This is a genomic window from Ancylobacter sp. Lp-2, from assembly GCF_020523795.1.
GTDB lineage: Bacteria > Pseudomonadota > Alphaproteobacteria > Rhizobiales > Xanthobacteraceae > Ancylobacter.
In genome coordinates, this window is record NZ_JAJALI010000003.1 from 581,702 (window position 1) to 606,463 (window position 24,762).

The 24,762-nt window shown below is 69.9% G+C and carries 19 protein-coding genes and 2 riboswitches; of the genes, 16 read left to right on the top strand and 3 right to left on the bottom strand.

Translation table 11 applies throughout. The features are described from left to right. The first annotated feature begins 238 nt into the window (after positions 1 to 238). The 5 genes from nadA to LGR54_RS11065 all read left to right on the top strand — a co-directional run bounded on the left by nadA (position 239) and on the right by LGR54_RS11065 (position 6,917). Entirely contained in the window at positions 239 to 1,312 is a 1,074-nt protein-coding gene (gene nadA, locus LGR54_RS11045; RefSeq protein ID WP_230362000.1) for a quinolinate synthase NadA, read from the top strand. A gap of 34 nt (positions 1,313 to 1,346) precedes the next feature. Then, the gene (locus LGR54_RS11050; RefSeq protein WP_230362001.1) at positions 1,347 to 2,879 is read left to right on the top strand and encodes an L-aspartate oxidase; all 1,533 of its coding nucleotides are present in this window, start codon (positions 1,347 to 1,349) and stop codon (positions 2,877 to 2,879) included. Between the two features lie 50 nt (positions 2,880 to 2,929). Further along, complete coding sequence (gene nadC / locus LGR54_RS11055; protein WP_230362002.1) at positions 2,930 to 3,808, top strand: carboxylating nicotinate-nucleotide diphosphorylase; 879 nt, start codon at positions 2,930 to 2,932, stop codon at positions 3,806 to 3,808. Between the two features lie 71 nt (positions 3,809 to 3,879). Further along, a riboswitch (glycine riboswitch) is annotated at positions 3,880 to 3,982 on the top strand. 1 nt (position 3,983) lies between these two features. Then, a riboswitch (glycine riboswitch) is annotated at positions 3,984 to 4,104 on the top strand. Positions 4,105 to 4,183: 79 nt separating this feature from the next. Beyond that, positions 4,184 to 5,482, top strand: a complete 1,299-nt coding sequence (locus tag LGR54_RS11060) for a D-amino acid dehydrogenase (RefSeq protein WP_230362003.1) — start codon at positions 4,184 to 4,186, stop codon at positions 5,480 to 5,482. A gap of 775 nt (positions 5,483 to 6,257) precedes the next feature. Further along, the gene (locus LGR54_RS11065) at positions 6,258 to 6,917 is read left to right on the top strand and encodes a hypothetical protein (RefSeq protein ID WP_230362004.1); all 660 of its coding nucleotides are present in this window, start codon (positions 6,258 to 6,260) and stop codon (positions 6,915 to 6,917) included. A 12-nt stretch (positions 6,918 to 6,929) separates the two neighbouring features. Here LGR54_RS11065 and LGR54_RS11070 read toward each other — a convergent pair whose 3' ends face one another. Beyond that, a complete protein-coding gene (locus LGR54_RS11070) occupies positions 6,930 to 9,215 on the bottom strand; it encodes a heavy metal translocating P-type ATPase (protein ID WP_255607486.1) in 2,286 nt (761 codons plus the stop codon). Between the two features lie 381 nt (positions 9,216 to 9,596). On the opposite strand from LGR54_RS11070, the gene LGR54_RS11075 reads away from it, so the two are divergent. Beyond that, positions 9,597 to 9,872 carry a metal-sensitive transcriptional regulator gene (locus tag LGR54_RS11075; RefSeq protein WP_213350629.1) on the top strand — a complete coding sequence of 92 codons (276 nt, stop codon included), beginning with the start codon at positions 9,597 to 9,599 and terminating at the stop codon, positions 9,870 to 9,872. Positions 9,873 to 9,961: 89 nt separating this feature from the next. On the opposite strand, the gene LGR54_RS11080 is transcribed toward LGR54_RS11075, so the two are convergent. Next, the gene (locus tag LGR54_RS11080; protein WP_230362005.1) at positions 9,962 to 11,257 is read right to left on the bottom strand and encodes a glycoside hydrolase family 5 protein; all 1,296 of its coding nucleotides are present in this window, start codon (positions 11,255 to 11,257) and stop codon (positions 9,962 to 9,964) included. 420 nt (positions 11,258 to 11,677) lie between these two features. Between LGR54_RS11080 and LGR54_RS11085 the strand changes: the two genes are divergently transcribed. The 4 genes from LGR54_RS11085 (at position 11,678) to LGR54_RS11100 (ending at position 16,138) form a co-directional block, all read left to right on the top strand. After that, complete coding sequence (locus LGR54_RS11085) at positions 11,678 to 13,009, top strand: GntP family permease (RefSeq protein ID WP_230362006.1); 1,332 nt, start codon at positions 11,678 to 11,680, stop codon at positions 13,007 to 13,009. A 23-nt stretch (positions 13,010 to 13,032) separates the two neighbouring features. Continuing rightward, positions 13,033 to 14,493 (top strand): GH1 family beta-glucosidase, encoded by a 1,461-nt coding sequence (locus LGR54_RS11090; RefSeq protein WP_230362007.1) that lies wholly within the window; start codon positions 13,033 to 13,035, stop codon positions 14,491 to 14,493. 164 nt (positions 14,494 to 14,657) lie between these two features. Next, positions 14,658 to 14,927, top strand: coding sequence for an acyl carrier protein (locus LGR54_RS11095; protein WP_214011173.1), 270 nt, complete (start codon positions 14,658 to 14,660; stop codon positions 14,925 to 14,927). Continuing rightward, a complete protein-coding gene (locus tag LGR54_RS11100) occupies positions 14,927 to 16,138 on the top strand; it encodes a beta-ketoacyl synthase (protein ID WP_230362008.1) in 1,212 nt (403 codons plus the stop codon). The genes LGR54_RS11095 and LGR54_RS11100 overlap by 1 nt, the downstream gene beginning before the upstream one ends. Before the next feature lie 28 nt (positions 16,139 to 16,166). Here the strand turns inward: LGR54_RS11100 and LGR54_RS11105 are convergent, their stop codons facing one another. After that, complete coding sequence (locus LGR54_RS11105; RefSeq protein WP_230362009.1) at positions 16,167 to 17,138, bottom strand: LysR family transcriptional regulator; 972 nt, start codon at positions 17,136 to 17,138, stop codon at positions 16,167 to 16,169. 572 nt (positions 17,139 to 17,710) lie between these two features. Here LGR54_RS11105 and LGR54_RS11110 point away from each other — a divergent pair. The 6 genes from LGR54_RS11110 (at position 17,711) to folD (ending at position 24,743) form a co-directional block, all read left to right on the top strand. After that, entirely contained in the window at positions 17,711 to 18,961 is a 1,251-nt protein-coding gene (locus LGR54_RS11110) for a sarcosine oxidase subunit beta family protein (protein ID WP_230362010.1), read from the top strand. Next, positions 18,961 to 19,224 (top strand): sarcosine oxidase subunit delta, encoded by a 264-nt coding sequence (locus LGR54_RS11115; protein ID WP_230362011.1) that lies wholly within the window; start codon positions 18,961 to 18,963, stop codon positions 19,222 to 19,224. The genes LGR54_RS11110 and LGR54_RS11115 overlap by 1 nt, the downstream gene beginning before the upstream one ends. After that, complete coding sequence (locus tag LGR54_RS11120) at positions 19,221 to 22,193, top strand: sarcosine oxidase subunit alpha family protein (protein ID WP_230362012.1); 2,973 nt, start codon at positions 19,221 to 19,223, stop codon at positions 22,191 to 22,193. Before LGR54_RS11115 ends, LGR54_RS11120 begins: the two co-directional genes overlap by 4 nt. A gap of 36 nt (positions 22,194 to 22,229) precedes the next feature. Next, entirely contained in the window at positions 22,230 to 22,826 is a 597-nt protein-coding gene (locus LGR54_RS11125) for a sarcosine oxidase subunit gamma (protein WP_230362013.1), read from the top strand. A gap of 124 nt (positions 22,827 to 22,950) precedes the next feature. Further along, positions 22,951 to 23,835 carry a formyltetrahydrofolate deformylase gene (gene purU / locus LGR54_RS11130; RefSeq protein WP_230362014.1) on the top strand — a complete coding sequence of 295 codons (885 nt, stop codon included), beginning with the start codon at positions 22,951 to 22,953 and terminating at the stop codon, positions 23,833 to 23,835. Between the two features lie 32 nt (positions 23,836 to 23,867). Then, positions 23,868 to 24,743, top strand: coding sequence for a bifunctional methylenetetrahydrofolate dehydrogenase/methenyltetrahydrofolate cyclohydrolase FolD (gene folD, locus LGR54_RS11135; RefSeq protein ID WP_230362015.1), 876 nt, complete (start codon positions 23,868 to 23,870; stop codon positions 24,741 to 24,743). The last annotated feature ends 19 nt before the right edge of the window (positions 24,744 to 24,762 follow it).

Consider the following 24,762-nt stretch of genomic DNA (forward strand, 5'->3'; position numbering starts at 1 on the left):
GCGCCCCGGTCAAGTCAAGCCTGCGCCAGCGCTTTTCCCCGCGCCCGCCGCCCTCGCCGGCCCGGCCGGGACGAAACGCCGCGACGATAGGGAAGTCGCATGGCGCGATCTGTGACGAAGTGTTGACAGCGACTTATACTCAGTCCTAGCATAAGCCAGCTTAGGAATGGATGCCGGGCCTTTGGCCCGGTTCTTCTTGACCCTAGTTATACTCAATTCGAGCATAAGGGAGATCGCGATGCTCGACGCTGCCATCGCCGCCCATGAGGACGCCGCCACTTCCGCGCTGCTGCGCCGCGACGGTGCGGGCGCCGGCGCAGGTGCCGGCCTAGGCTTGCCGCTGCCGCATCTCTACGCCCGGGTCTCCCGCCACATCACCCCGGCGGAATGGCCGCTGCTCGCCCGCGAGGTGGAGGCCATCGAGCGGCTGAAGCGCGAGCGCAACGCGGTGATCCTCGGCCACAACTACCAGGCGCCGGAGATCTTCAACACGGTGGCCGACATCGTCGGGGATTCGCTGGCGCTGGCCCGCGAGGCGGTGACGGTGGAGGCCGACGTCATCGTCATGGCCGGCGTGCATTTCATGGCCGAGACGGCCAAGCTCTTGAACCCCTCCAAGACCGTGCTGATGCCGGACATGGGCGCGGGCTGCTCGCTGGCCGACAGCATCACCGCCGCCGATATCCGGCTGATGCGCCAGCATTACCCCGGCGTGCCGGTGGTCACCTATGTCAACACCTCGGCCGAGGTGAAGGCGGAGAGCGACTATTGCTGCACCTCCGGCAACGCCGTGAAGGTGGTGCGCCACGTGGCCAAGGAATGGGGCGTGAACCGCATCCTCATGCTGCCGGACGAGTATCTCGCCCAGAACGTGCAGAAGCAGGTGCCGGAGATCGAGTTGATCGCCTGGAAGGGCCATTGCGAGGTGCATGAGCGCTTCACCCCGCAGGACATTCGCGATCTGCGCGAGAACCATCCCGGCGTGGTGGTGCTGGCGCATCCCGAATGCCCGCCCGAAGTGGTCGCCGAGGCCGACTATGCCGGCTCCACCGCCGACATGGCTGGGTATGTCGACCGCGAGAAGCCGCGCCGGGTGGTGCTGATCACCGAATGCTCGATGGCGGACAATGTCGCGGTGGGGCACCCGGACATCGAGTTCGTGCGGCCCTGCAATCTGTGCCCGCATATGCGCCGCATCACGCTGCCGAACATCCGCCGGGCGCTGGAGACCATGCAAGGCGCCGTCGAGATCGACCCGGCGCTGGCGGTGCGCGCCCGCGCCGCCGTCGAGCGCATGATCGCCATCCGCTAGCCGGTTACCCCGGACCGCTCACAGGACGACTTCCATGACGCAGACCGATCGCGCCGTCGTCATCGGCGGCGGCATCGCCGGGCTTTCCACCGCCCTGCGGCTCGCCGCCACCGGCCTGAAGGTGACGCTGGCGGTGGCCGGCCCGCTCGGCGCAAAGGACAGCCTCCACTCCGCGGCGACCTTCTGGGCGCAGGGCGGCATCGCCGCCGCGCTCGGCGCCGACGACCGGCCGGACCTGCACGCCATCGACACGCTGACCGCCGGCGCCGGGCTCTCCGAGCCGGACGTCGCGCGGCGGGTCGCCGGGGCGGCACCGGCCGCGATCGACTGGCTGGTCTCGCTCGCCACGCCGTTCGACCGCGACGCGGGCGGCGCGCTGGCGCTGGGTCTGGAAGCGGCGCATTCCCGCCGGCGCATCGTCCATGCCGAGGGCGACGGCACCGGCCGGGTGGTGCTGGCGACGCTGATCGCCGCCGTGTGCGCCTGCCCGTCGATCACGCTGATCGAGGGCGCCCGCGCCACCGCGCTGATCGAGGACACGCAGGGGCGTATCGCCGGCGTCGCCCTGCGCGACGCCGAAGGACGCCCGTTCGAGCTCGCGGCGCGCGCGGTGGTGCTGGCGACCGGCGGGCTCGGCGCGCTCTACGCCTCGACCACCAATCCGCTCGGCGCGACGGGATCCGGGCTGGCGCTCGCGGCCCGCGCGGGCGCGGTGATGCGCGACATGGAGTTCGTGCAGTTCCACCCGACCGCCATCGCCTGCGGCGCCGATCCGATGCCGCTCGCCACCGAGGCGCTGCGCGGCGAAGGCGCCCGGCTCATCAATGATCGCGGCGAGCGCTTCATGGCCGACATTCCCGGCGCCGAGCTGGCCCCGCGCGACGTGGTGGCTCGCGCCATCTTCGCCGAGCTGGCGGCCGGGCGACGGGTGGTGCTCGACGCGCGGCTGAAGGATGTCGAGCGCCGCTTCCCCGGCGTGGTGGCACTGTGCCGCGCCAACGGCCTCGATCCGCTACGCGACCCGATCCCGGTGCGGCCGGCGGCGCATTACCACATGGGCGGCGTCGAGGTGGACGCCATCGGGCGGACCTCCCTGCCCGGCCTTTGGGCCTGCGGCGAGGTCGCCGCCACCGGGCTGCACGGTGCCAATAGGCTGGCCAGCAACTCGCTGCTGGAAGCCCTCGCCTATGCCTCGTGGATCGCCGCCGACATCGCAGGCGAGGCGCGGGCCGCTTCGACGCCGGGCACCCCGGTGGCGAACCCGGCCATCGCCGCCCCGCCCTCCCCGGCGCTGCGGCAGCTGATGGACCGGCAGGTCGGGGTGGTGCGCGAGCGGGCCGGGCTCGCCGACGCTGTCGCCACGCTCGCCAAGGCGGGCGACGACGGCGCGGCGCGGGTGGCGCTGATGATCGCCACCCTGGCGCTCGCCCGCACCGAGAGCCGCGGCGGGCATTTCCGCGCCGACCATCCGCTGCCGGCCGCCCATGCCCGGCCCAGCCGCACCACGCTGGAGGCGGTGCTGGCCGCCGCCGGCCTCGGCGCGCCCGCCGAGCGGCAGGTCGCCTGACGGCCCACCTTCTGCCCTTTCCCTTCTCGCCTTCGCACCGAGTACCCGCCATGCCGCTTTCCCCGCTGCCGCGCCTGATGATCGAGCCGCTGGTCCGCGCCGCCTTCCTGGAAGACCTCGGCCGCGCCGGTGACGTCACCACCGACGCGGTGATCCCGGCCGGGCTGCGCTTCTCGGCGGTGATCGGCAGCCGCCAGCCCGGCGTGGTCGCCGGCATCGACGTGGCGGCCCTGGCCTTCGAGCTGATCGACCCGACATTGAAGGTCGAGATCGTCGCCGGCGACGGCACGGTGGTGGAACCGGGCGACGTGGTGCTGAAGGTGGAGGGCGCCGCGCGCGCCATCCTCACCGGCGAGCGGGTGGCGCTCAATTTCGCCAGCCACCTCTCCGGCATCGCCACCGCCACCGCCTCGCTGGTGAGCGTCGCCCGCGCGCACGGCAAGGCGCAGGTGGTGTGCACCCGCAAGACCACGCCGGGGCTGCGGGCGCTGGAGAAGCACGCGGTGAAGGCCGGCGGCGGCTCCAACCACCGCTTCGGCCTCGACGATGCCGTGCTGATCAAGGACAACCACATCGCAGTGGCCGGCAGCGTCGCCACCGCCATCGCCCGCGCCAAGGCGCATGCCGGCCACATGGTGAAGATCGAGGTGGAGGTCGACACCCTCGCCCAGCTCGACGAGGCGATGGCGGCCGGGGTCGACGCGGTGCTGCTCGACAATATGGACCCGGCGACGCTCACCGAGGCGGTGCGGATCGTCGGCGGGCGGGCGATCACCGAGGCGTCGGGGCGGATCAACCGCGACACGATCGGCCCGGTGGCGGCGAGCGGGGTGGACCTGATCTCGGTCGGCTGGATCACCCATTCGGCGCCGGTGCTCGACCTCGGGCTCGACGCCATCGAGGCGGTGCCGACCTCGCTGATCCCTTGAATTCCGGGTGATCACCGCGCTTCTGCCCTTGAAACGGGCATGCTTTTGTGCGATGCATATAACCGTCTGCTAATGACCATGCGGGAGAGATCGACCCCTCCCAACTGGATGCGTGCCGGCGCCGACGGAGCAACCCCCCAGGAAACTCTCAGGCAAAAGGACCGCATGGTCAGGACAATCTGGAGAGAGGCGGCGGCGCCGTTCTAGCGCTGGTCGTCCACCGAAGGGGAAGCCTGGGAAGGCGACGGGTTATCCGTCCATCCCGGGGCGAGCTCTCAGGTATCCGCGACAGATTGGGGACAGCCGGCCGGAACGCCAGGGTGCCATGCGGCACATGCGTTGCGGCCTCGTGGTCCTCAAGCGCGGGAGAGCCCCATGCGCAGCTTCGCCGTCATCGGCGCCGGCATTACCGGCATCACCACCGCATATGCCCTGATCAACAAGGGCTACGACGTCACCGTCATCGATCGCCAGCGCTACCCGGCGATGGAGACCTCCTACGCCAATGGCGGCCAGCTTTCGGCCTCCAATGCCGAGGTATGGAACTCCTTCGCGACCGTGCTGAAGGGCATCAAGTGGATGCTCACCCCGGACGCGCCGCTGCTGATGAACCCCAAGCCCTCCTGGCACAAATACAGCTGGATGGCCGAGTTCCTCGCCAACATCCCCAATTACCGCGCCAACACGGTGGAGACCACCCGGCTCGCCATCGCCTCGCGCAACTACATGTTCGAGATCGCCGAGCGCGAGAAGATCGAATTCAACCTCGAAAAGCGCGGCATCCTGCACATCTACCGCGACAAGGCGAGCTTCGAGGGCGCCGGCCGCGTCAGCCAGATGTATGCCGAGGGCGGCCTCGCCCGCCGCGCGGTGACGCCGGACGAGATGCGCGCGATCGAGCCGACGCTGCACGGCCAGTATTACGGCGGCTACTTCACCGAATCCGATTCCACCGGCGACATCCACAAATTCACCCGCGGCCTCGCCGATGCCTGCAAGCGCCTCGGCGTCACCTTCGTCAACGAGGCGACGGTGGAGAGCGTGACTCACACCGGCAAGGGCCGCGACGGCACCGGCATCGACATCGCCTTCTCGGTCGCCGCCCCCGACGAGAGCGGCCTCGTCGCCCACGAGACCCGCTCCTTCGACGGCATCGTGGTGTGCGCCGGCGTCGGCTCGCGCGACCTCGCCGCCAAGCTCGGCGACCGGGTGAACATCTACCCGGTGAAGGGCTATTCGATCACCGTCATGCTCGACGACGAGCAGAGCCAGAAGGGCGCCCCCTGGGTCAGCCTGCTCGACGACAAGACCAAGATCGTCACCTCGCGCCTCGGCAAGGAACGCTTCCGTGTCGCCGGCACCGCCGAGTTCAACGGCGAGAACCGCGACATCCGCAACGACCGGGTGAAGCCGCTGATCGACTGGACGCGCCGGCTGTTCCCGGACGTGAACACCAGCCGCTGCGTGCCCTGGGCCGGCCTGCGCCCGATGCTGCCGAGCATGATGCCGCGCGTCGGCGCCGGCAAGCTGCCGGGCGTGTTCTACAATACCGGCCACGGCCATCTCGGCTGGACGCTCTCCGCCGTCACCGCCCACATGGTCGGCGAGAAGATCGCCGCCGCCCTGCCGGTGGAAGCCCCGGTCGCCGCGCCCTACGCCATCGCGGCGGAGTGAGCGACACCGCGCGGCGGAAACGACCCCCATCCGCAGCCTGTCGAGGACAAGATGCCCGGTTCACGCCGGGCATCTTTCGTTTGCGGGCATCGTCGGGGCAGAAGCGGGGGGGGGCGCGCGCTCGGAAACGGGGCTGGCATGTGACGGGCCGGATGTGCTTGCCGGGATAAGGTCTCGTTGGAAGGGGGCCTTGCTGGAACCGGATCTACCTGGAACCGGGTCTTACTGGGCGGGATTGTCGTCGGGCGAGGTTTGCGGCCGGACACGCCCCGCTTGGCCGGACGTCGTCCGCCGTCACAGCCCACAGGATCGGCAAGACGATCGCCGCCGCCCTTCCGGTGGCCCCCCCGGTCGCCGCGCCCTGTGTCCTTGGGGTGGAGCGAGGAGCATCGTTCTCCGTCAAGGGATGTGGACTGCCTACGGTAAGAATCTCTCCAGGCCGCCGGATCTGCACAGTGCTTCGTACAGCTAGTCCGGGGAACAGACGTCGCCATGCGGTCCCCGAAAGCGGCACGCCTGTTCCCCGGCAAGCTGCGCGTCAACGGCAAATCTGGGGTCCAGGACAAGACCCAGCCTGCGCGTGCAGTCGCTTCATGATACGCCCGCTACCGTCAGGCGATGAGGGGCAGGGCAATGTCGTGGCTAGGGCGACTTTTTGGACGAGGCCCGGCAAAGGCACCCCAGCGTCCTCCCGATGAACCACCCGCCTCTTTAGCTCGTCGCGTTCGGCCACCCGCGCGTACCTATCATATGACAGAGAACGAGCGGGCATCCAATGCAGAACGCTATCTGCGAGAGCGTTCTGTATTGGATGCTGAACGATGGGCATTTAATCGGAAGCGTGCTGAATATGTCGGTTGTACGCGGTACATCTGGCGATCGTCAGGCGACGCCGATGTTTGCGATCTATGCGCTCGCAATAATGGAAAGCGATTTGCCTACGCAACGCTACCCAAGGGTGGGCACCCCGGAGACGGGCATATCTGCGCAACCGGAGAAATATGCAGGTGCTATGCAGAGCCGATCATCAAATAGATCATCCAGACTGCGCTACCTTACCGTGGCGACGCTCTGTTCTTTCGCTATAATTTCCGTTCCGGCGTCATCACAGGCGCCCCTTGCCACCGGTTGGCGAAGCTTCGTTGGCACCTGTCTATTCACGGTCGACGGGCGCATCCTCATAACCGGCCGCTGTCAAGTCGACATGTCTCCTGACGGGGACTTTTCCTTGGGGTCAGACGGTTCCTCGCCTTTCTTCGGCTATTTCGAACGCAAGTCGAGAGGCACTTGGAGAGGTCTGTGGAATGGATCCGCAGATTCGACACATGCTCACGATGAGCTTGGCGACATGCAGCAATACGACGCTTTCTGCCTCAAAAACAAACAGGCTTTAGCGTGTGTTTATGGATCTGCTGGTGAACCCGTCATCCACTAGCACACCCTCGCCTCACAGCCGCGCCGCGCGCAGCCGCAGCGCGTTGGCGATGACGCTCACCGAGGACAGCGACATGGCGAGCGCCGCCACCATCGGCGACAGGAGGATGCCGAACAGCGGGTACAGCACGCCCGCCGCGATGGGCACGCCGCCGGCATTGTAGACGAAGGCGAAGAACAGGTTCTGCCGGATGTTCGCCATCGTCGCCGCCGACAGCCGCCTCGCCCGCACGATGCCCATGAGGTCGCCCTTGAGCAGCGTCACCCCGGCGCTCTCGATGGCGACATCCGTGCCATGGCCCATGGCGATGCCGACATCGGCCGCCGCCAGCGCCGGCGCGTCGTTCACCCCGTCGCCGGCCATGGCGACGACGCGGCCCTCGCGCTTCAGCCGCGCGACGACGTTCGCCTTGTCCTCCGGCGAGACTTCCGCCTCGACGTCCTTGATGCCGAGCCGTGCCGCCACCGCCTCCGCCGTGGTGCGGTTGTCGCCGGTGAGCATGACGACGCGCACGCCGTCAGCCGCCAGCGCCTTCAGCGCCTCCGGCGTGGTCACCTTCACCGGATCGGCGATGGCGAGGATGGCGGCGGGCTTGCCGTTCACCGCCAGATAGATCGCGCTGGCGCCGTCCTTGCGCAGCACGTCGGCGCGGGCTGTGAGCGACGACACGTCGATGCCGAGGCCGGACAGGAAGCCGGCCGAGCCGATCATCACCCGCTTGCCCTCGACCATGCCATAGGCGCCCTTGCCGACCGGCGAATCGAAGCCGCGCACCTTGGGCAAATCGAGGCCGCGCGCCTTCGCTGCCTCGACGATCGCATGCGCCAGCGGGTGCTCGGACGGCGCCTCGACGGCGGCGGCGAGGCGCAGCGCGCCGGCCTCGTCGAAGCCATCCGTCGGCTCGATGGCGACGAGGCTGGGCCGGCCTTCGGTCAGCGTGCCGGTCTTGTCGACGACGAGGGTGTCGACGCTGGCGAGACGCTCCAGCGCTTCGGCGTTCTTGATCAGCACGCCCATCTGCGCGCCGCGCCCGACGCCGACCATGATCGACATCGGCGTCGCCAGCCCGAGCGCGCAGGGGCAGGCGATGATCAGCACCGCCACCGCGGCGATGAGGCCGTGGGCGAATTTCGGGTCCGGCCCGAAGACCGCCCAGGCGGCGAAGGCGACGAGCGCGCAGGCGACCACCAGCGGCACGAACCAGCCGGCGACCCGGTCGGCGAGGCGCTGGATCGGCGCGCGCGAGCGCTGCGCCTCGGCGACCATCTGCACGATGCGCGACAGCATGGTGTCGCGACCGACCTTCTTCGCGACCATGACGAGGCCGCCGGAACGATTCAGCGTGCCGCCGATCAGCGCGTCGCCGGCCTCTTTGGTGACCGGCATGGATTCACCGGTGACGAGGCTCTCGTCGAGCGCCGAGCGGCCCTCCTCCACCGTGCCGTCCACCGGCACCTTCTCGCCGGGGCGCACGCGCAGCCGGTCGCCGACGACGATGGCGTCGAGCGCGATCTCCTCCTCCGAGCCGTCTTCATTGAGGCGGCGGGCGGTCTTGGGCGCGAGGTCGAGCAGCGCCTTCAGCGCGCCGGAGGTCTGCTCGCGGGCGCGCAGCTCCAGCACTTGGCCGAGCAGCACCAGCACGGTGATGACGGCGGCCGCCTCGAAATAAACAGCCACCGTGCCGTCGGCGGCGCGGAAGGCGGCCGGGAACAGGCCGGGGGCCAGCACCGCGACGAGGCTGTAGAGATAGGCGACGCCGGTGCCGAGCGCGATCAGCGTGAACATGTTGAGATTGCGGGTGACCACCGAATCCCAGCCGCGCTGGAAGAACGGCCAGCCCGCCCACAGCACCACCGGGGTGGCGAGTACCAGCTGGATCCAGCTCGAAATCTCCGGCGGCACGAGGTGATGCAGCGCCGGCACGAGATGGCCGCCCATCTCCAGCGCGAACACCGGCAGCGTCAGCACGAGGCCGATCCAGAACCGCCTGACCATATCGATCAGTTCGTGGTTCGGGCCGTCGTCGAGGCTGACCAGCACCGGCTCCAGCGCCATGCCGCAGATCGGGCAGGAGCCGGGGCCGATCTGGCGGATCTCCGGGTGCATCGGGCAGGTATATTCGGTGTCCTCCGGCACCGGCGCGGCGGGCGCCTTGTCGCCGAGATACTTCTCCGGATCGGCGATGAACTTGGTGCGGCAGCCCGCCGAGCAGAAATAATAAGTGATGCCGTTATGGTCGGCCTTCAGCGTCGCGGTGTGCGGATCGACATCCATGCCGCAGACCGGGTCCTTGGCCATATGAGCGCCCGCCGCCGGCGCGGCGTGGTGATGATGCTGATGTCCGTGGTCGTGCGAATGGGCAGGAGCGGCCGCGTCGGCATGATCATGATGGTGGCCGCCGCAGCAGGAGTCGGCGGTCTCGGCCGTCTCGTCGGGGCCGTGGGCGTGGCCGCCGCAGCAGGAAGATGCCTCCTCCTTCGGTGCCGGCGTAGCAGGTGCCGGCACGGCAGGCGTCGGCTTGGCAGGCGTCGGCTTGGCATGACCGCCGCAGCACGAGCCGCCTGCCGCGTGCTTGTGAGCCGCGTGATCGTGACCATCCTGCGCCATCGCCATCCTCCTTATACCCCCACCGGGTATCCGACACTTGCGATATATACCCCCTGAGGGTATATGACAAGCATGCAGAACGACACGCGCAGTTCCTGTCTGAAACGGCTGAGCCGCATCGAGGGCCAGGTGCGGGGGATTTCCCGCATGGTGGAGGACAACCGCTATTGCATCGACATCGTCACCCAGGTGGCGGCGGTGCGGGCGGCGCTGAAGCGGGTGGAGGAAGAGGTGCTGCGCGACCATGTCGCGCATTGCGTCGAGCACGCCATTGCCTCCGGCGACCCGGACGAGCAGCGCCGCAAGATCACCGAACTGGTCGAGACGCTGGGCAAGGTGAACGGCTGAGACAGGCCGCGCCGCCCGGCGCGGCGCCGGAGGTCATTCGCCGGAGGTCAGGGTCTCGACGTCACGCACCGCCTGTCACTGGCCGCACATCACTGGCTGGACGCCGCGCTCCCGCTCCCGGCGGGTGCGGTGAGCCCGAGCGAGGCGACATAGCCGCGATTGATCGTCGTGTTGGCGAAGCGGGCATTGTCGAGATAGGCGCGCAGCGTCGCCACCACTTCTTCACGCGGCGGCTTCGGCATGTTGTCCCATTCCGAGCGCGGCGCGGAGCCGAAGGCGGCGATGGCGTCCCAGCCCTCCGGCTTGGTGATCGAGGCCACGGTGGAGCGGGAATCGAGGTTCTTGTAGGTCCAGAAGCTCCAGCCGATGCCGAACTTCTCGTTCATCGCCCGGTACTTGGCGTTCCACTCGTCGGTGAGCTCGCCGGTCTCGCCGAGGAAGATCGGCACGCCCCAGCGATTGGCGAAATTGACGTAATCCTGCACCTCGCGCCGCTCCGGGCTGGCCCAGAACTTGTGGTAGGTGTAGCCGACGTTCGAAGCGAAAGGCGGGCCGAACACGCCGAAATTGGTGCTCCACTGCGCGGCGGCGAGGATCACCGGATGGTTCGGGTCCACCTCGCGGATCGCCTGGGTGATCTCGGCATAGAGCGGCTCCAGCCGCGGGTTGAGATAATCCATGTCGTGATAGGGCGAGATCGGCTCGTTGAGCAGGTCGTATCCCAACACCGCCGTCTCGTCCTTGTAGCGCTCGGCGATGGCCCGCCAGAGAGTGAGGGTGCGGCGACGGAATTCCGGCACGTAGAAGGTCAGCGGGTAGCCGACGCCGTCATCGTGGTTCACCCCGGTCTGGCCGCCCGGCGCGGCGTGGATGTCGAGGATCACCTTGATGTCATGCGCCTTCGCCCAGCCGACGACGCGGTCGATGAGCGCCCAGCCCTCGCCGTTCGGATCGACCCGCGCGGGGTCGGCGGGGTCGAGGAAGAACTTCCAGTGCAGCGGCACGCGCACGGTGGTGAAGCCGGCGGCGGACAGGAAGGCGAGGTCGTCCTCGCGGATATAGACGTCGCGGAAATCCTTCCAGAACCGCGCCGCCTCCTCCGGGCCGGCGAGGTAGTCGATGACGTCCTCGATCTCGCGCGGCGAGCGCTGGACCTTGAACTTGAACATGTAGCCTTCCGGCAGCAGCCAGTTGCCGAAGCTCATGCCCTTGACCGGGAAGGTCGAGCCGTCCGGCCGGACGAAGCGAGCCCCCTCGGCGCGGATGAAGCCGGAGGCGCCCGGCGCGGCGGCGGGCGCCGGCTCCCCTTGGGCGAGGGCCGCTGCGGCGAGGGCAAGGAGGGCGGCGAGGAGAGCCGGGAGGAGGCGTGCGGGGCGAGCGATCATGGCGGGGCACGCTAGCCGATGTCGGCGGCGCGGGAAATCGCCGCGATGCGATGACGCGAGGAAAGGCGGCTTGCGGACGAGCGGCGCCATGCGCGGCGCCGAGCTCCCGGAAACCGTGCACGGCTTCCGGGGAAGAGCCCCGGAGACGCCGGCGGCGAATGCCGACGCCGGGTCCCGGATCGGCGCTGCGGCCTCACCTCAGCCAACCCGGGAGACGGGATCGGGCTCCATCTCCGCCAATCCGGAAGCGAGGTCGAGCTTCCCCTCCGCTGGTGCGGGACATGAGGCAGACGGATGGCGACCCGCCTCTGCCGCGGCGCGGGAGGCGGGGTGACAGCGCGGGAGGCTCGGGCTAGACCTTCGGGCACGCTGCCCTTCCCGCCCCGCCGCCCGGCGCATCATCACGGTCCTCTCCCGTCCATGTCGCTTTACCAGGCCGCCTATTTCCTCGTCGCCATCGTCTTCGTCCTGCTCGTCACCGCGCGCGGCCGGGTACTGCCGCTGCTGGCGCTCCTCGTCGGCGCCGCCGGCTTCGGCTACGCGGCGGGCATGTCGACCAGCCACTTCACCAAGGCCTTCGGGCTCGGCTTCGCGCAAAGCGTGAACGGCCTCGGCCTCACCGTGCTGGCGGCGGCGTTCCTCGCCGCCATCGCCGATGCCGCCGGCGCCACCGCGTGGCTGCGGGAGAAGGCGCGCGGCTGGCGCACCCGCTCGGTGCCGCTGGCGGCGATCGGCCTCGTCTCCGGCGTCGCCTCGACCCCGGCCGCCGCCTTCGCGGTGCTGACCCCGCTGCTGCGCGCGCTCGGCGGCGGGGCGCCGCGCTCGGCCCTGACGCTCGGCCTGTCGCTGTCGGGCGCGCACGGCCTGCTGATCCCGGCGCCGGTAATGCTGGCGAGCGCCACCATCCTCGCCGCCGACTGGACGCTCGCCCTCGCCTATGGCCTGCCGGTGGCGGTGCTGGTCACCCTTGTCGGCTTCGGCTTCGCCCGCGCCACCGCCTCCGGCCGGCCGGTCGAGGCCAATTCCAGCGCGGCGGTGGATGGGAATAGCCTGCACGCGCCGAAGCGGGCGGCGCTCGCGCTGCTGCTCGTGAGCATCGGGCTTGTGGCGCTGCTGGTCACCCAGTCGCTCGGCGACATCGCCTCCGAGCCGCTGGGCGGCGGCTCCAACCGCGAATTCCTGCTGGCGCTCGGCCGGCCGCCGGTGCTGCTCATCGCCGGCGTGGCGCTGATGCTGCTGGTCAGCCTGCACCGCGAGGAAGGCGGCTTCAGCGAACGGGGCTGGGTCGGGCGCGGCCTCGCCTCGGCCGCCGGGCTGATCCTCCTGATCGGCGTCGCCGGCGGCCTCGCCAAGATGGCGCAGGAAACCGGCATGCCGGAGATGAACGCCGAACGGCTGCTGGGTTGCCATCCCGCCGGTGCACTGGCGCTGCTGCTGCCCTTCGCGGTGGCGGCCGTGATGAAGACGCTGCAGGGCTCTTCGCTGGTCGCCGCCATCACCGCGGCGGGCATGATGATGGAGCTCGCCACGCCGCTGGGCCTCGGCGACCCTACCGGACGGGCGCTGACCGCACTCGCCATCGGCGCCGGCGCCATGACCGCCTCGCATCTCAATGACGGACTGTTCTGGCTGGTGGCGAATGCCGGCCGCCTGTCGCCGGCCGCGGCGGTGGCGCGGTTCTCGCTGGGCACCGCGATCCAGGGCGGCGTGGCGCTGCTTGCCCTCATCTTGCTGCGTTTGGTCGCTAGCTGAGGTTTTCGGGGGGAGACCTGTCCATGATCCGACGCCGCGACCTTCTGCTCGCCATGCCCGCCGGGCTGGCCGCCAGCGCCCTGCCGCGCGACCTCGCGCTCGCCCAGGCCGCGCCCTCACCGGCCGCACCGCAGCCCGAGCTCAAGCTGCCTCCCGGCTTCATCCTCGGCGCCTCGACCTCGTCCTACCAGATCGAGGGCGCGGTGAACGAGGACGGGCGCGGCGCCTCGATCTGGGACACGTTCTCCCACACGCCCGGCCGCATCAAGGACGGCTCCAATGGCGACGTCGCCTGCGACCACTATCACCGCTTCGCCGAGGATGTGGAGCTGATGGCGCAGGCCGGCTTCGGCTCCTACCGCTTCTCCGTCGCCTGGCCGCGGGTGCAGCCGGACGGCGCCGGCGCGCCCAACGTGCCCGGCCTCGACTTCTACGACCGCCTCACCGACCGGCTGCTGGCGCGCGGGGTGAAGCCCTTCGCCTGCCTCTACCACTGGGATCTGCCGCAGGCGCTGCAGGACAAGGGCGGCTGGACCAACCGCGATGTCGTCGGCCGCTTCACCGACTATGCGCAGCTCGTCGTCGCCCGGCTCGGCGATCGGGTGCCGCGCTGGGCGATGCTGAACGAGCCCTCGGTGCATGCCATCTTCGGCCATGCCTTCGGCAATCACGCGCCGGGCATGACCGGCTGGAAGAACTACCTCGCCGCCCAGCACCACATGAACCTCGCGCAGGGCAGCGCCATCCGCGCGCTGCGCGCCGCGCACCCCAAGCTCGGCCTCGGAACGGTGTTCTCGCTGCAGCCGGTGCTGCCGGCGACCGGCAAGCCGGAGGACGCGGCGGCGGCGGTGCGCTTCGACGCCGCCTGGAACGGCAACAATCTCGACCCGCTGTTCCATGGCCGCTACCCGGAGATCAGCGCCGCCGACTTCGCGCCCTTCATCAGGGAAGGCGACCTCGACGCCATCAAGGTGCCGGTCGATTTCCTCGGGGTGAACTATTACGGCCGCGCCCATGTGGTCGATGACCCCAACGGGGTGATCGCCGGCGCCGGCTGGGGGCCGCACCCGCCGGGCACCCGCACCACCGCCATGGCCTGGCCGATCGAGCCGCAGGGCCTCGTCGAGGTGCTCGCCCGGCTGCGCGACGACTACGGCAATCCGCAGACCTTCGTCACCGAGAACGGCGCCGCCTATGACGACCCGGCGCCGAAGGGCGGCGCGGTCGACGATCCCGCGCGCACCGCCTTCATCCGCGACCATCTGCTGGCCTGCCAGCGGGCGATCACCGAGGGCTGCGCGCTGAAGGGCTATTACGTCTGGTCGCTGCTCGACAATTTCGAATGGGCGGAAGGCTATAGCCGCCGCTTCGGCATCATCCACGTCGACTTCGCCACGCTCCAGCGCACGCCGAAGACCTCCTTCGCCTATCTGGCGGCGGTGGCGAGCGGCGCGCCGACCGGCACGATCCTCACCGGCCCATAAGCGGCTGGTGGGCGGGCGGCCGGTGCCCGCTCGGCGGGGACCCGACATGCAACCGACACATATGTCGGTCAATGACGCATGTTGCTCGAACCGCCCCAGTTCGTGCTACCTAACATCCTCCCGAGCCCGCGCCCCGCGCGGAGCGTCACAGACCGAGCCGAGGCATGCGTACAGACGACCCCGCCATTGCCGAAATCGTCGATTTCATCTCCGCCGAGGTGGGGGTCGATTCGTCCCTGCTGACCCCGGACACCCCGGTGTCCGAACTCGGCATCTCCTCGCTCGACCTCATCGAGACGATCTTCAAGCTCGAAGGCCGCTTCGGCATCGAGATCCCCAATGACGGCCCGCTCAACGGCACCGACGTCACCGTCGGCGCGCTGGCCGGCCATGTCGCGGCGCTGATCCACGCCAAGCAGGCCGGCACCGCCTGATGCCCCGCGTCGCCATTACCGGGCTCGGCTCGCTCTCGGCGCTCGGCACCGACGTCGCCGCGCATCTCGCCGGGCTGAAGGCCGGCACGGTCGGCATCGGCGAGACGCAGGGCATCGACGTCTCCTCGATGAAGACGAAGATCTCCGCGCAGGTGAAGGGCTTCGCGCCGGAGCAGCATTTCGAGCCGCGCCAGCTCGGGCTGATCGACCGCACCTCGCAATTTGCCGTCACCGTCGCCCGGCAGGCGCTGGCCGATGCCGGCCCGGCGCTGGAAGGCCTGGAGCGCCACCGCGCCGGCGCCGTCTTCGCCGCCTCGGTCGGCTTCCACGCCGTCGACGACAGCTACCACAAGCTCTATGCCGAGAAGGCGCCGCGCCCGCACCCCTTCACCGTGCCGCGCGCCATGCCGAGCAGCCAGGTGAGCCATGTGACCATGGATCTCGGCATCCACGGCCCGGCCTTCTCCATCGCCTCGGCCTGCTCCTCGGCGTCGCACTCCATCGGCACCGCCTTCCACATGATCCGTTCCGGCATGCTGGACGTCGCCATCGCCGGCGGCGGGGAATCGCAGCTCACCTACGGCATGCTGAAGAGCTGGGAAGCGCTGCGCGTGCTCTCGCCTGACGGCTGCCGGCCGTTCTCCAAGGATCGCAACGGCCTCGTTATCGGCGAGGGCGCCGGCGCGGCGGTGCTGGAGAACATGGACCGCGCCATCGCCCGCGGCGCCACCATCCATGCCGAGCTGATCGGCTTCGGCATGAGCGCCGACGGCATGGACATCACCGCCCCCGACATGGCGAGCGCGGCGGCCTCGATGCGCTTCGCGCTGGAGGATGCCGGCTTGGCACCGGAAGCCATCGACTATGTGAGCGCGCACGGCACCGCCACCGCGCTGAACGACAAGACCGAGGCGGCGGCGCTGCGGCTGGTGTTCGGCGAGCATCTCGGCCGGCTGCCGGTGTCGTCGTCGAAATCGCAATACGGCCACACGATGAACGCCTCCGGCGCGCTGGACTTCGTCACCACCGTGCTGGCGCTGCGCGAGGGCTTCCTGCCGCCGACCATGGGCTTCACCATGCCCGATCCCGACTGCGACCTCGACTGCGTGCCGAATGCCGCGCGTGCCGGCGCGCCGGAGCATGCGCTGTCGTCGAGCTTCGCCTTTGGCGGGCTGAACGCGGTGCTGGCGCTGAAGCGCTATCCGGGCTGACGCCCCGCGTCGCTATCGGGAGCCGCGCTCAGGGCTCGACCCGGAATTCCGCTCCCAGCCAATCGCCGCCGAGCGCCTGCACGGCGGGAAGCTGCACCGCCAGCTGTGTCCGGCAGAAGCCGGCGATCTCGCGCGGCAGGCGACCTAATTCCTGCCGCCGGGCGATCAGCGTCAGGTGGCGGGCGAAGGCCGGGCCCGGCAGCGGCCGGCAGGCGAAGCCGTCGAGCGGCACCGCCGCTTCGAGGATGCACAGCGGCGTCGTCACCGCGAAGCCGGCGCCGGCGGCGACGCTCGCCGTCACCCCATAGGGCGTGTCGAATTCCAGCCGCCGCGGCAAATCGAGCCGCAGCCGCCGCAAATGCCGCTCCACCTCCATGCCGGTCTTGGAACGGGCGGAGAAGCGCACCAGCGGCAGGCGCTCGCACAGCTGCGCGAGATCGGCGGGCCGGGCCGGCGCCGGCAGGGCGGCCGGCATCAGCAGCACATAGGGCTCGGTGAGCAGCGACCAGCGCTCCAGCCCCTCGATCTCGTCGAGGTCGTCGGCGCCGACCAGGAGGTCGAGCTGGCGGGTGAGCAGCGCCCCGGCATGCGAGGCGGTGAGGCCGGAGAGCACCGAAGCCTGCTCGGCCATTTCGGTGAGCTTGCCGGCCAGCGGCGCCATCAGCGTGCGCGACAGCGAATCGACGAGGCCGGCGCGCAGCAGCGGCAGGCGGGCATGCTCGGCCTCGCGCAGCAGCGGCGCGATCTGCCGCGCCTCCGAGAGCAAGGCGCTCGCCCGCTGGCGCAACGCGCCGCCGGCGCCGGTGAGGGCGAGCGGGCGGGCGCTGCGGTCGAACAGCGCGACGCCGATGCGGCGTTCCAGCTCGGCGATGGCCTGCGACACCGCCGGCTGGGTGAGCGCGAGGCGCCGCGCCGCCGCCGCCATGGTGCCGGCGTCGCAGACGGCGAGGAAGATATCCAGTGCGCGCAGGTCGAAGGGCAGCGTATCGGCGGGGGGCATAAATATTCCTGGCGATCGTCGTGTGGTTTCGTCCTGTAGCTGGGCGCCAGCTATTCGTCATGGCGGCAGGGCCGGAGGTGAAGGAACCACGCCCCGCCATCCGTGCCATCCCGCTTCAGTCCGCGACCGCCCGGATAGCCCCTTCTTGGCTTCCCTCTTCCCGCCCGAACCCGGCTTGTTGCCGGGGTCGGTTCCGGCGATGTCGAAGCCGGAGAGGTGGCCCGCGCAGCGGGTCAGTGACGGGGGACAACATTGGGAGCCGTGGAGCCCCCTCTCCCCACCCCTCTCCCCGCGGGGAGAGGGAGTCCTCGGCGCGCCCGGTCGAAATGTCATCCCGGACGAATGAAAGCCCAACCGGGATCACGCAGACGTCCAGGTATCCACCAGCCAGGAATCCCCCGGCTCTCCACCCCGCTCCCAACGAAGCGAAAGGGCAGCCCGTCCAAGCACTCCGGCGGGTGAAGGTTTGGAGGAACCACCATTCCTTCGCCGGCACTATAATCAAAACTTATATTATCACCATCCCGCGCAGCCTCTATAGCTATCCGCATAGAGCCAGCGAGCTGCCCCGAATGCGCTATTCCTTCCTGAGTGTCCTCAAGAACGGCTTCACCGGCCAGTCCGGGTGGAAACCCGCCTGGCGCGACGCCGCCCCCAAGCCCGCCTATGACGTGATCATCGTCGGCGGCGGCGGCCACGGCCTCGCCACCGCCTTCTACCTCGCCAGCGAGCACGGTATCCGCAACATCGCGGTGCTGGAGAAGGGGCATATCGGCTCCGGCAATGCCGGGCGCAACACCACGATCATCCGCTCCAACTACCTGCTGCCCGGCAACGAACCGTTCTACGAATGGTCGATGAAGCTGTGGGAAGGGCTGGAGCAGGCGCTGAACTACAACGCCATGGTCAGCCAGCGCGGCATCCTCAACCTCTACCATTCCGACGCCCAGCGCGACGCCTATGCCCGGCGCGGCAACGCCATGCGCCTCGCCGGTGCCGACAGCGAGCTGCTGGACCGCGAGGGCGTGCGGGCGATGTACCCGTTCCTCGACTTCGACAATGCCCGCTTCCCGATCCAGGGCGGGCTGGCGCAGCGCCGTGGCGGCACCGCCCGCCACGACGCCGTGGTGTGGGGCTATGCCCGCGCCGCCGACCAGCTCGGCGTCGACATCGTGCAGAATTGCGAAGTGACCGGCTTCCTCACCGAGGGCGACGCCATTGTCGGGGTGGAAACCTCGCGCGGTCCCATTCGCGCCGGCAAGGTCGGCCTCGCGGTGGCCGGCTCCTCTTCGCGGGTGGCCCAGCAGGCCGGTCTCCGGCTGCCGATGGAGAGCCACGTGCTGCAGGCCTTTGTCTCCGAGGGGCTGAAGCCGCTGGTCGACGGCGTCATCACCTTCGGCGCCGGGCATTTCTACATCAGCCAGTCCGACAAGGGCGGCCTCGTCTTCGGCGGCGACATCGACGGCTACAATTCCTATGCCCAGCGCGGCAACCTCCCGGTGGTCGAGGATGTCGCCGAGAGCGGCATGGCGCTGATGCCGCGCATCGGCCGGCTGCGGCTCCTGCGCATGTGGGGCGGCATCATGGACATGTCGATGGACGGCTCGCCGATCATCGACCGCACGCCCCGGCCGGGGCTCTACCTCAATTCCGGCTGGTGCTATGGCGGCTTCAAGGCCACGCCGGCCTCGGGCTGGTGCTTCGCGCACCTGCTCGCCACCGACACCCCGCACGCGACCGGCACCGCCTTCAAGCTCGACCGCTTCCGCACCGGCCATCTCATCGACGAGAAGGGAGTCGGCGCCCAGCCGAACCTGCACTGATGCGCATCCCCTGTCCCTATTGCGGCGCGCGCGACGCCAGCGAATTCGCCTATCTCGGCGACGCGACCCTCACCCGTCCCGATCCGGCGGCGCCGGACGCGGACGAGGCGTTCCACGCCTATGTCTATCTGCGCGACAACCCGGCCGGGGCGCATTCGGAATGGTGGTACCATTCCGCCGGCTGCCGCCGCTGGGTGAAGGTGGCGCGCGACACCACCAGCCACGCCATCGCCGGCGCCGAACTGGCGGGAGGCGCCCGATGAGCCGCCTCCCCTCCGGCGGCCGCGTCGACCGCGCGCGCTCGCTCTCCTTCCGCTTCGACGGCAAGACCTATCGGGGCTTTTCCGGCGATACCCTCGCCTCGGCGCTGCTCGCCAACCAGGTGCGCCTGGTCGGCCGCTCGTTCAAATATCACAGGCCGCGCGGCATCCTCTCGGCCGGGCCGGAGGAGCCGAACGCGCTGGTCGAGCTGCGCTCCGGCGCGCGCCGCGAGCCGAACACCCGCGCCACCGTCGCCGAGCTGTATGACGGCCTCGACGCCGCCAGCCAGAACCGCTGGCCCTCGCTGGCGCTGGACGCGCTGAGCCTCAACGGGCTGGTCGCGCCGTTCCTCGGCGCAGGCTTCTACTACAAGACCTTCATGTGGCCGGCGAAGTTCTGGGAGAGCGTCTACGAGCCGGCGATCCGCCGCGCCGCCGGCCTCGGCCGCGCCGCTGAGGGCGTGGATCCCGACCATTACGACAAGGCCCATGCCTTCTGCGACGTGCTCGTCATCGGCGCCGGCCCGGCGGGCCTGATGGCGGCGCTGGCCGCCGGCCGTGCGGGAGCCCGAGTCATTCTCGCCGACGAGGACTTCCTGGCCGGCGGCCGCCTCAACTCGGAGGTCGCCCGCATCGGCGACGAGCCGAGCCACGCCTTCGCGGCGCGTACGGTGGCCGAGCTGGCGAGCCTGCCCAATGTGCGGATCATGACCCGCACCAGCGTGTTCGGCATCTATGACGGCGAATATGGCGCGGTGGAGCGGGTGTCCGACCATCTCGCCACCCCGGCGCCGTTCCAGCCGCGCCAGCGCCTGTGGAAGATCGCCGCCAAGCGCGCCATCCTGTGCGCCGGCGCCACCGAGCGGCCGATCGTGTTCGGCGGCAACGACCGGCCGGGCGTGATGCTCGCCGGCTCCGCCCGCAGCTACGCCAATCGCTACGGCGTCGCCGCCGGCAAGAGCGTCGCGTTCTTCGCCAACAACGATTCCGCCTGGACCTCGGCCTTCGACATGAAGGCGGCCGGCGTCAACGTCACCACGCTGATCGACATCCGCCGCGAGGTCGCCCCGGCGCTGGCCGCACGGGCGAAGGCGCTCGGCATCGACGTGCGGACCGACACGCAGGTGACCGGCACCACCGGCCAGCCGATCGGCGGCGCGCTGACCGGCCTTGCCATCCGCACCGGCGGGCGCGGCGGGCGCCTCGCCGCCGACACCCTCGCCATGTCCGGCGGCTGGTCGCCGAGCGTCCACCTCACCTGCCATCACGGCGGCAAGCCGGTGTGGCAGGAGGACATCGCCGCCTTCGTGCCGGGCCGCACGCCGCCGGGACTGAGCGTCGCCGGCGCGGCGCGCGGCACCTATGGGCTCGGCGACACCCTCGCGGAGGGCGCGCGCCAGGGCAGCGAGGCGGCTGGCGATCTCGGCTTCACGGCCACCCGCCCCGACCTGCCGGCCACCGAGGACACCCCGGCCGGCATCACCGCCTTCTGGCATGTGCAGGGCTCCAAGGGACCGGCCTTCGTCGACCAGCAGAACGACGTCACCGCCAAGGATCTCGGCATCGCCTACAAGGAAGGCTTCCGCGCGGTGGAGCTGATGAAGCGCTACACCACGCTGGGCATGGCGACCGACCAGGGCCGCACCTCCAACGTCAACGGCCTCGCCATCATGGCGGAGCTGACGGGTGCGAGCATCATGGAGACCGGCACTACCATCTTCCGCCCGCCCTATACGCCGGTGTCGCTCGGCGTGCTCGGCGGCCACCATCGCGGCAAGGACTTCCGCCCCACCCGCCTCACTCCGACCCATGCCTGGGCGGCCGAGCAGGGCGCGGTGTTCATCGAGACCGGGCCGTGGCTGCGGGCGCAGTATTTCCCCAAGGCCGGCGAGACCGATTGGCTCACCACGGTGAACCGCGAGGTGAAGGCGGTGCGCGCCTCGGTGGGGATGATCGACGTCTCGACCTTCGGCAAGATCGACCTGCAGGGCCGCGATGTCGGTGCCTTCCTCGACAAGGTGTACATCAACACCTTCTCGACGCTGGCGGTCGGCAAGGCGCGCTACGGCGTGATGCTGCGCGAGGACGGCATCGTCATGGACGACGGCACCACCGCGCGCCTCGGACCCGAGCACTATGTGATGACCACCACCACGGCGAATGCCGTCAAGGTGTTCCAGCATCTCGAATTCTGCCTGCAGGTGCTGTGGCCGGAGCTCGACGTGACGCTGGCCTCGGTCTCCGAGCAATGGGCGCAGATCGCCATCGCCGGCCCTCGCGCGCGGGACGTGCTGGCGCGGGTGGTCGATACCGGCGTCGACGTCTCCAATGAGGGGCTGCCCTTCATGGGCGCCATCGAGCGCACGGTGATGGGCGGGGTGAAGGCACGGCTGTTCCGCCTCTCCTTCTCCGGCGAGCTCGGCTACGAGATCGCGGTGCCGGCCCGCCATGGCGAGGCGCTGGCTCGCGCGCTGATGACGGCCGGCGAGGAGTTCGGCATCACCCCCTATGGCATCGAGGCGCTCGGCGTGATGCGCATCGAGAAGGGGCATGTCTCCGGCAACGAGCTGTCCGGCCAGACCAGCGCCGGCGATCTCGGCTTCGGCAAGATGGCCTCGACCAAGAAGGACTATATCGGCCGCGTCATGGCGGCGCGGCCCGGGCTCAAAGATCCCGACCGGCCGGCCTTCGTCGGCTTCAAGCCGGTCGATCCGTCGCAGCGGCTGCGGGCGGGGGCGCATTTCCTCACCATCGGCGCGCCGGCGGACATGGCGCACGATCAGGGCTACATGACCTCGGTGGCGCATTCGCCGCATCTCGGCCACTGGATCGGCCTCGGCCTGTTGAAGAACGGGCCGGCCCGCATCGGCGAGCGCGTGCGCGCCTATGACCCGGTGCGCGGCAATGATTTCGAGGTCGAGGTCTGCTCGCCCGCCTTCATCGACCCGAACGGGGAGCGGCTGCGTGGCTGATCGTCTCCCTTTCCCACCCGCAGGAAGGCTCGCCCGATGACCTCCGCGCTCAACACATTCCCGGTCACGCAGATGCCGGCGGACGGTCGTTACGGCCCGGCCGGCACCCAGGGCGTCAGCGTCCGCGTCTTCGATCCGCCGGCGCTCGCCCTGCTCGCCGCCCGTCGCGGCGGCGCCTCCGCGCTGACCGTGGCCGCGCATGCCACGCTCGGCCTCGCGCTCGCCGACACGCCGCGCCTCACCCGCGCCAATGGCCTCGCCACCATCGGCGCCGGCCCCGGCCGTTGGCTGGTGCTGGCCGAGGCGCCGGAGGACCTCGCCGCCCGCCTCGCCCCGCTCGCCGCCCACGCCGCCATCACCGAGCAGACCGATGGCTATGTCGGCTTCGAGCTCTCCGGCGCGCGGACGCGCGACCTGCTCGCCAAGGGCGTGACGGTTGACCTCGATCCGGCGGCCTTCCCGCCCGGAGCGGCGGCGACCACCAATGTCGCCCATATCAACGTCACCTTCTGGCGCGAGCCGGGCGACGAGCGCTTCGGGTTCCTGGTGGCACGCAGCTACCGCGTCGCCTTCGCCCGCTTCCTGATCGCCTCCGGCGCCGAATATGGGATCGCCTTCGCCCATCGAGGTTGACCGCGGCGCGAAGCGCGCTTCCCTCAAAGCCGCATCTCCCCTAAAACCGCGCCGAACCGCCTCGCCCCGGACCGCCGACACGCGCGGGCCCGGGCGAGGCAGGCGACCCGCCGAGAGACCCGCCATGACCGACGCCACCGCCGAGACCGCCGCCGACAGCTACATCCTCACCCTCTCCTGCCCGGACCGCCCCGGCATCGTCGCCGGCGTCGCCAATTTCCTGTTCGAGCACGGTTGCAACATCCTCGAGGCGCAGCAGTTCGACGACACCGAGAGCGGCCGGTTCTTCATGCGCGTCTCCTTCGAGCGCGTGTCCGGCGAGGCGACGCTGGAGAGCCTGACGGCCGATTTCGCCGCCGTGGCCGAGACGTTCCGCTTCAGCTGGCGGCTGCGGCTGCGCAGCCAGAAGCGCAGGGTGATGCTGCTGGTGTCGAAGTTCGACCACTGCCTCGCCGACCTGCTCTATCGCTGGCGCATCGGCGAGATCCCGATGGACATCACCGCCATCGTCGCCAACTACCCGCGCGAGACCTACGCGCATCTCGATTTCGACGGTATCCCGTTCCACTATCTGCCGATCACCAAGGCGACCAAGATGGAGCAGGAAACCCAGCTCTGGGAGCTGTTCCAGAAGACCGGCTCGGAAGTCGCGGTGCTCGCCCGCTACATGCAGGTGCTGTCGGACGGGCTGTCGGCCAAGCTGTCGGGCCGCTGCATCAACATCCACCATTCGTTCCTGCCCGGCTTCAAGGGCGCCAAGCCCTATCACCAGGCGCACGCGCGGGGTGTCAAACTCATCGGCGCGACGGCGCATTTCGTCACCTCCGACCTCGACGAAGGCCCGATCATCGAGCAGGACGTCGAGCGCATCACCCATCAGGATTCCGCCGAGGCGCTGGTCCGCAAGGGCCGCGACATCGAGCGCCGCGTACTCGCCCGCGCGCTCGCCTGGCATCTCGATGACCGGGTGCTCACCAACGGCCACAAGACCGTGGTCTTCCGGGACTGATTGTTGCGCCACTGACGCTTTACGAGGACGACATGGTCGAGACCCGCATCATCGATGGCAAGGGCTTTGCCGAGGACCTGCGCAAGCAGATCGCCGGCGAGGTCGCCGACTTCAAGGCGGCGACCGGCGTCACCCCCGGCCTCGCCGTGGTGCTGGTGGGCGAGGACCCGGCCAGCGCGGTCTATGTCCGCAACAAGGGCAAGCAGACGCTGGAGGCCGGCATGGCCTCGATCGAGCACAAGCTGCCGGCTGACGCCTCGGAGACCGAAGTGCTGGCGCTGGTCTCCTCGCTGAACGCCGATCCGGCGGTGCACGGCATCCTCGTGCAGCTGCCGCTGCCGGGCCATATCGACGCGCAGAAGGTGCTCGCCACCATCGATCCCGCCAAGGATGTCGACGGCTTCCATGTGGTGAATGCCGGCCGGCTGGCGGTCGGGCTCGACGCGCTGGTGCCCTGCACCCCGCTCGGCTGCGTGATGCTGCTGAAGCACCACCTCGGCAACCTCGCCGGGCTGCGCGCCGTGGTGGTCGGCCGTTCCAACATCGTCGGCAAGCCGCTGGCGCAGCTGCTGCTGCGCGAGGACTGCACGGTGACCATCGCGCATTCGCGTACCCGCGACCTCGCCGAGGAATGCCGGCGCGCCGACATACTGATCGGCGCGGTCGGGCGGCCGGAGATGATCCGCGGCTCATGGATCAAGCCGGGCGCCACGGTGATCGATGTCGGCATCAACCGGGTGGAGAAGGCCGGCGGGGGAACGCGCCTCGTCGGCGACGTCGCCTTCGACGAGGCGCAGGGCATTGCCGGGCTGATCACCCCGGTGCCGGGCGGCGTCGGGCCGATGACCATCGCCTGCCTGCTGCAGAACACGCTGACCGCCGCCAAGCGGCAGTTGGCGGCCGGCTGACACGGGGCCGGCGCCCTCG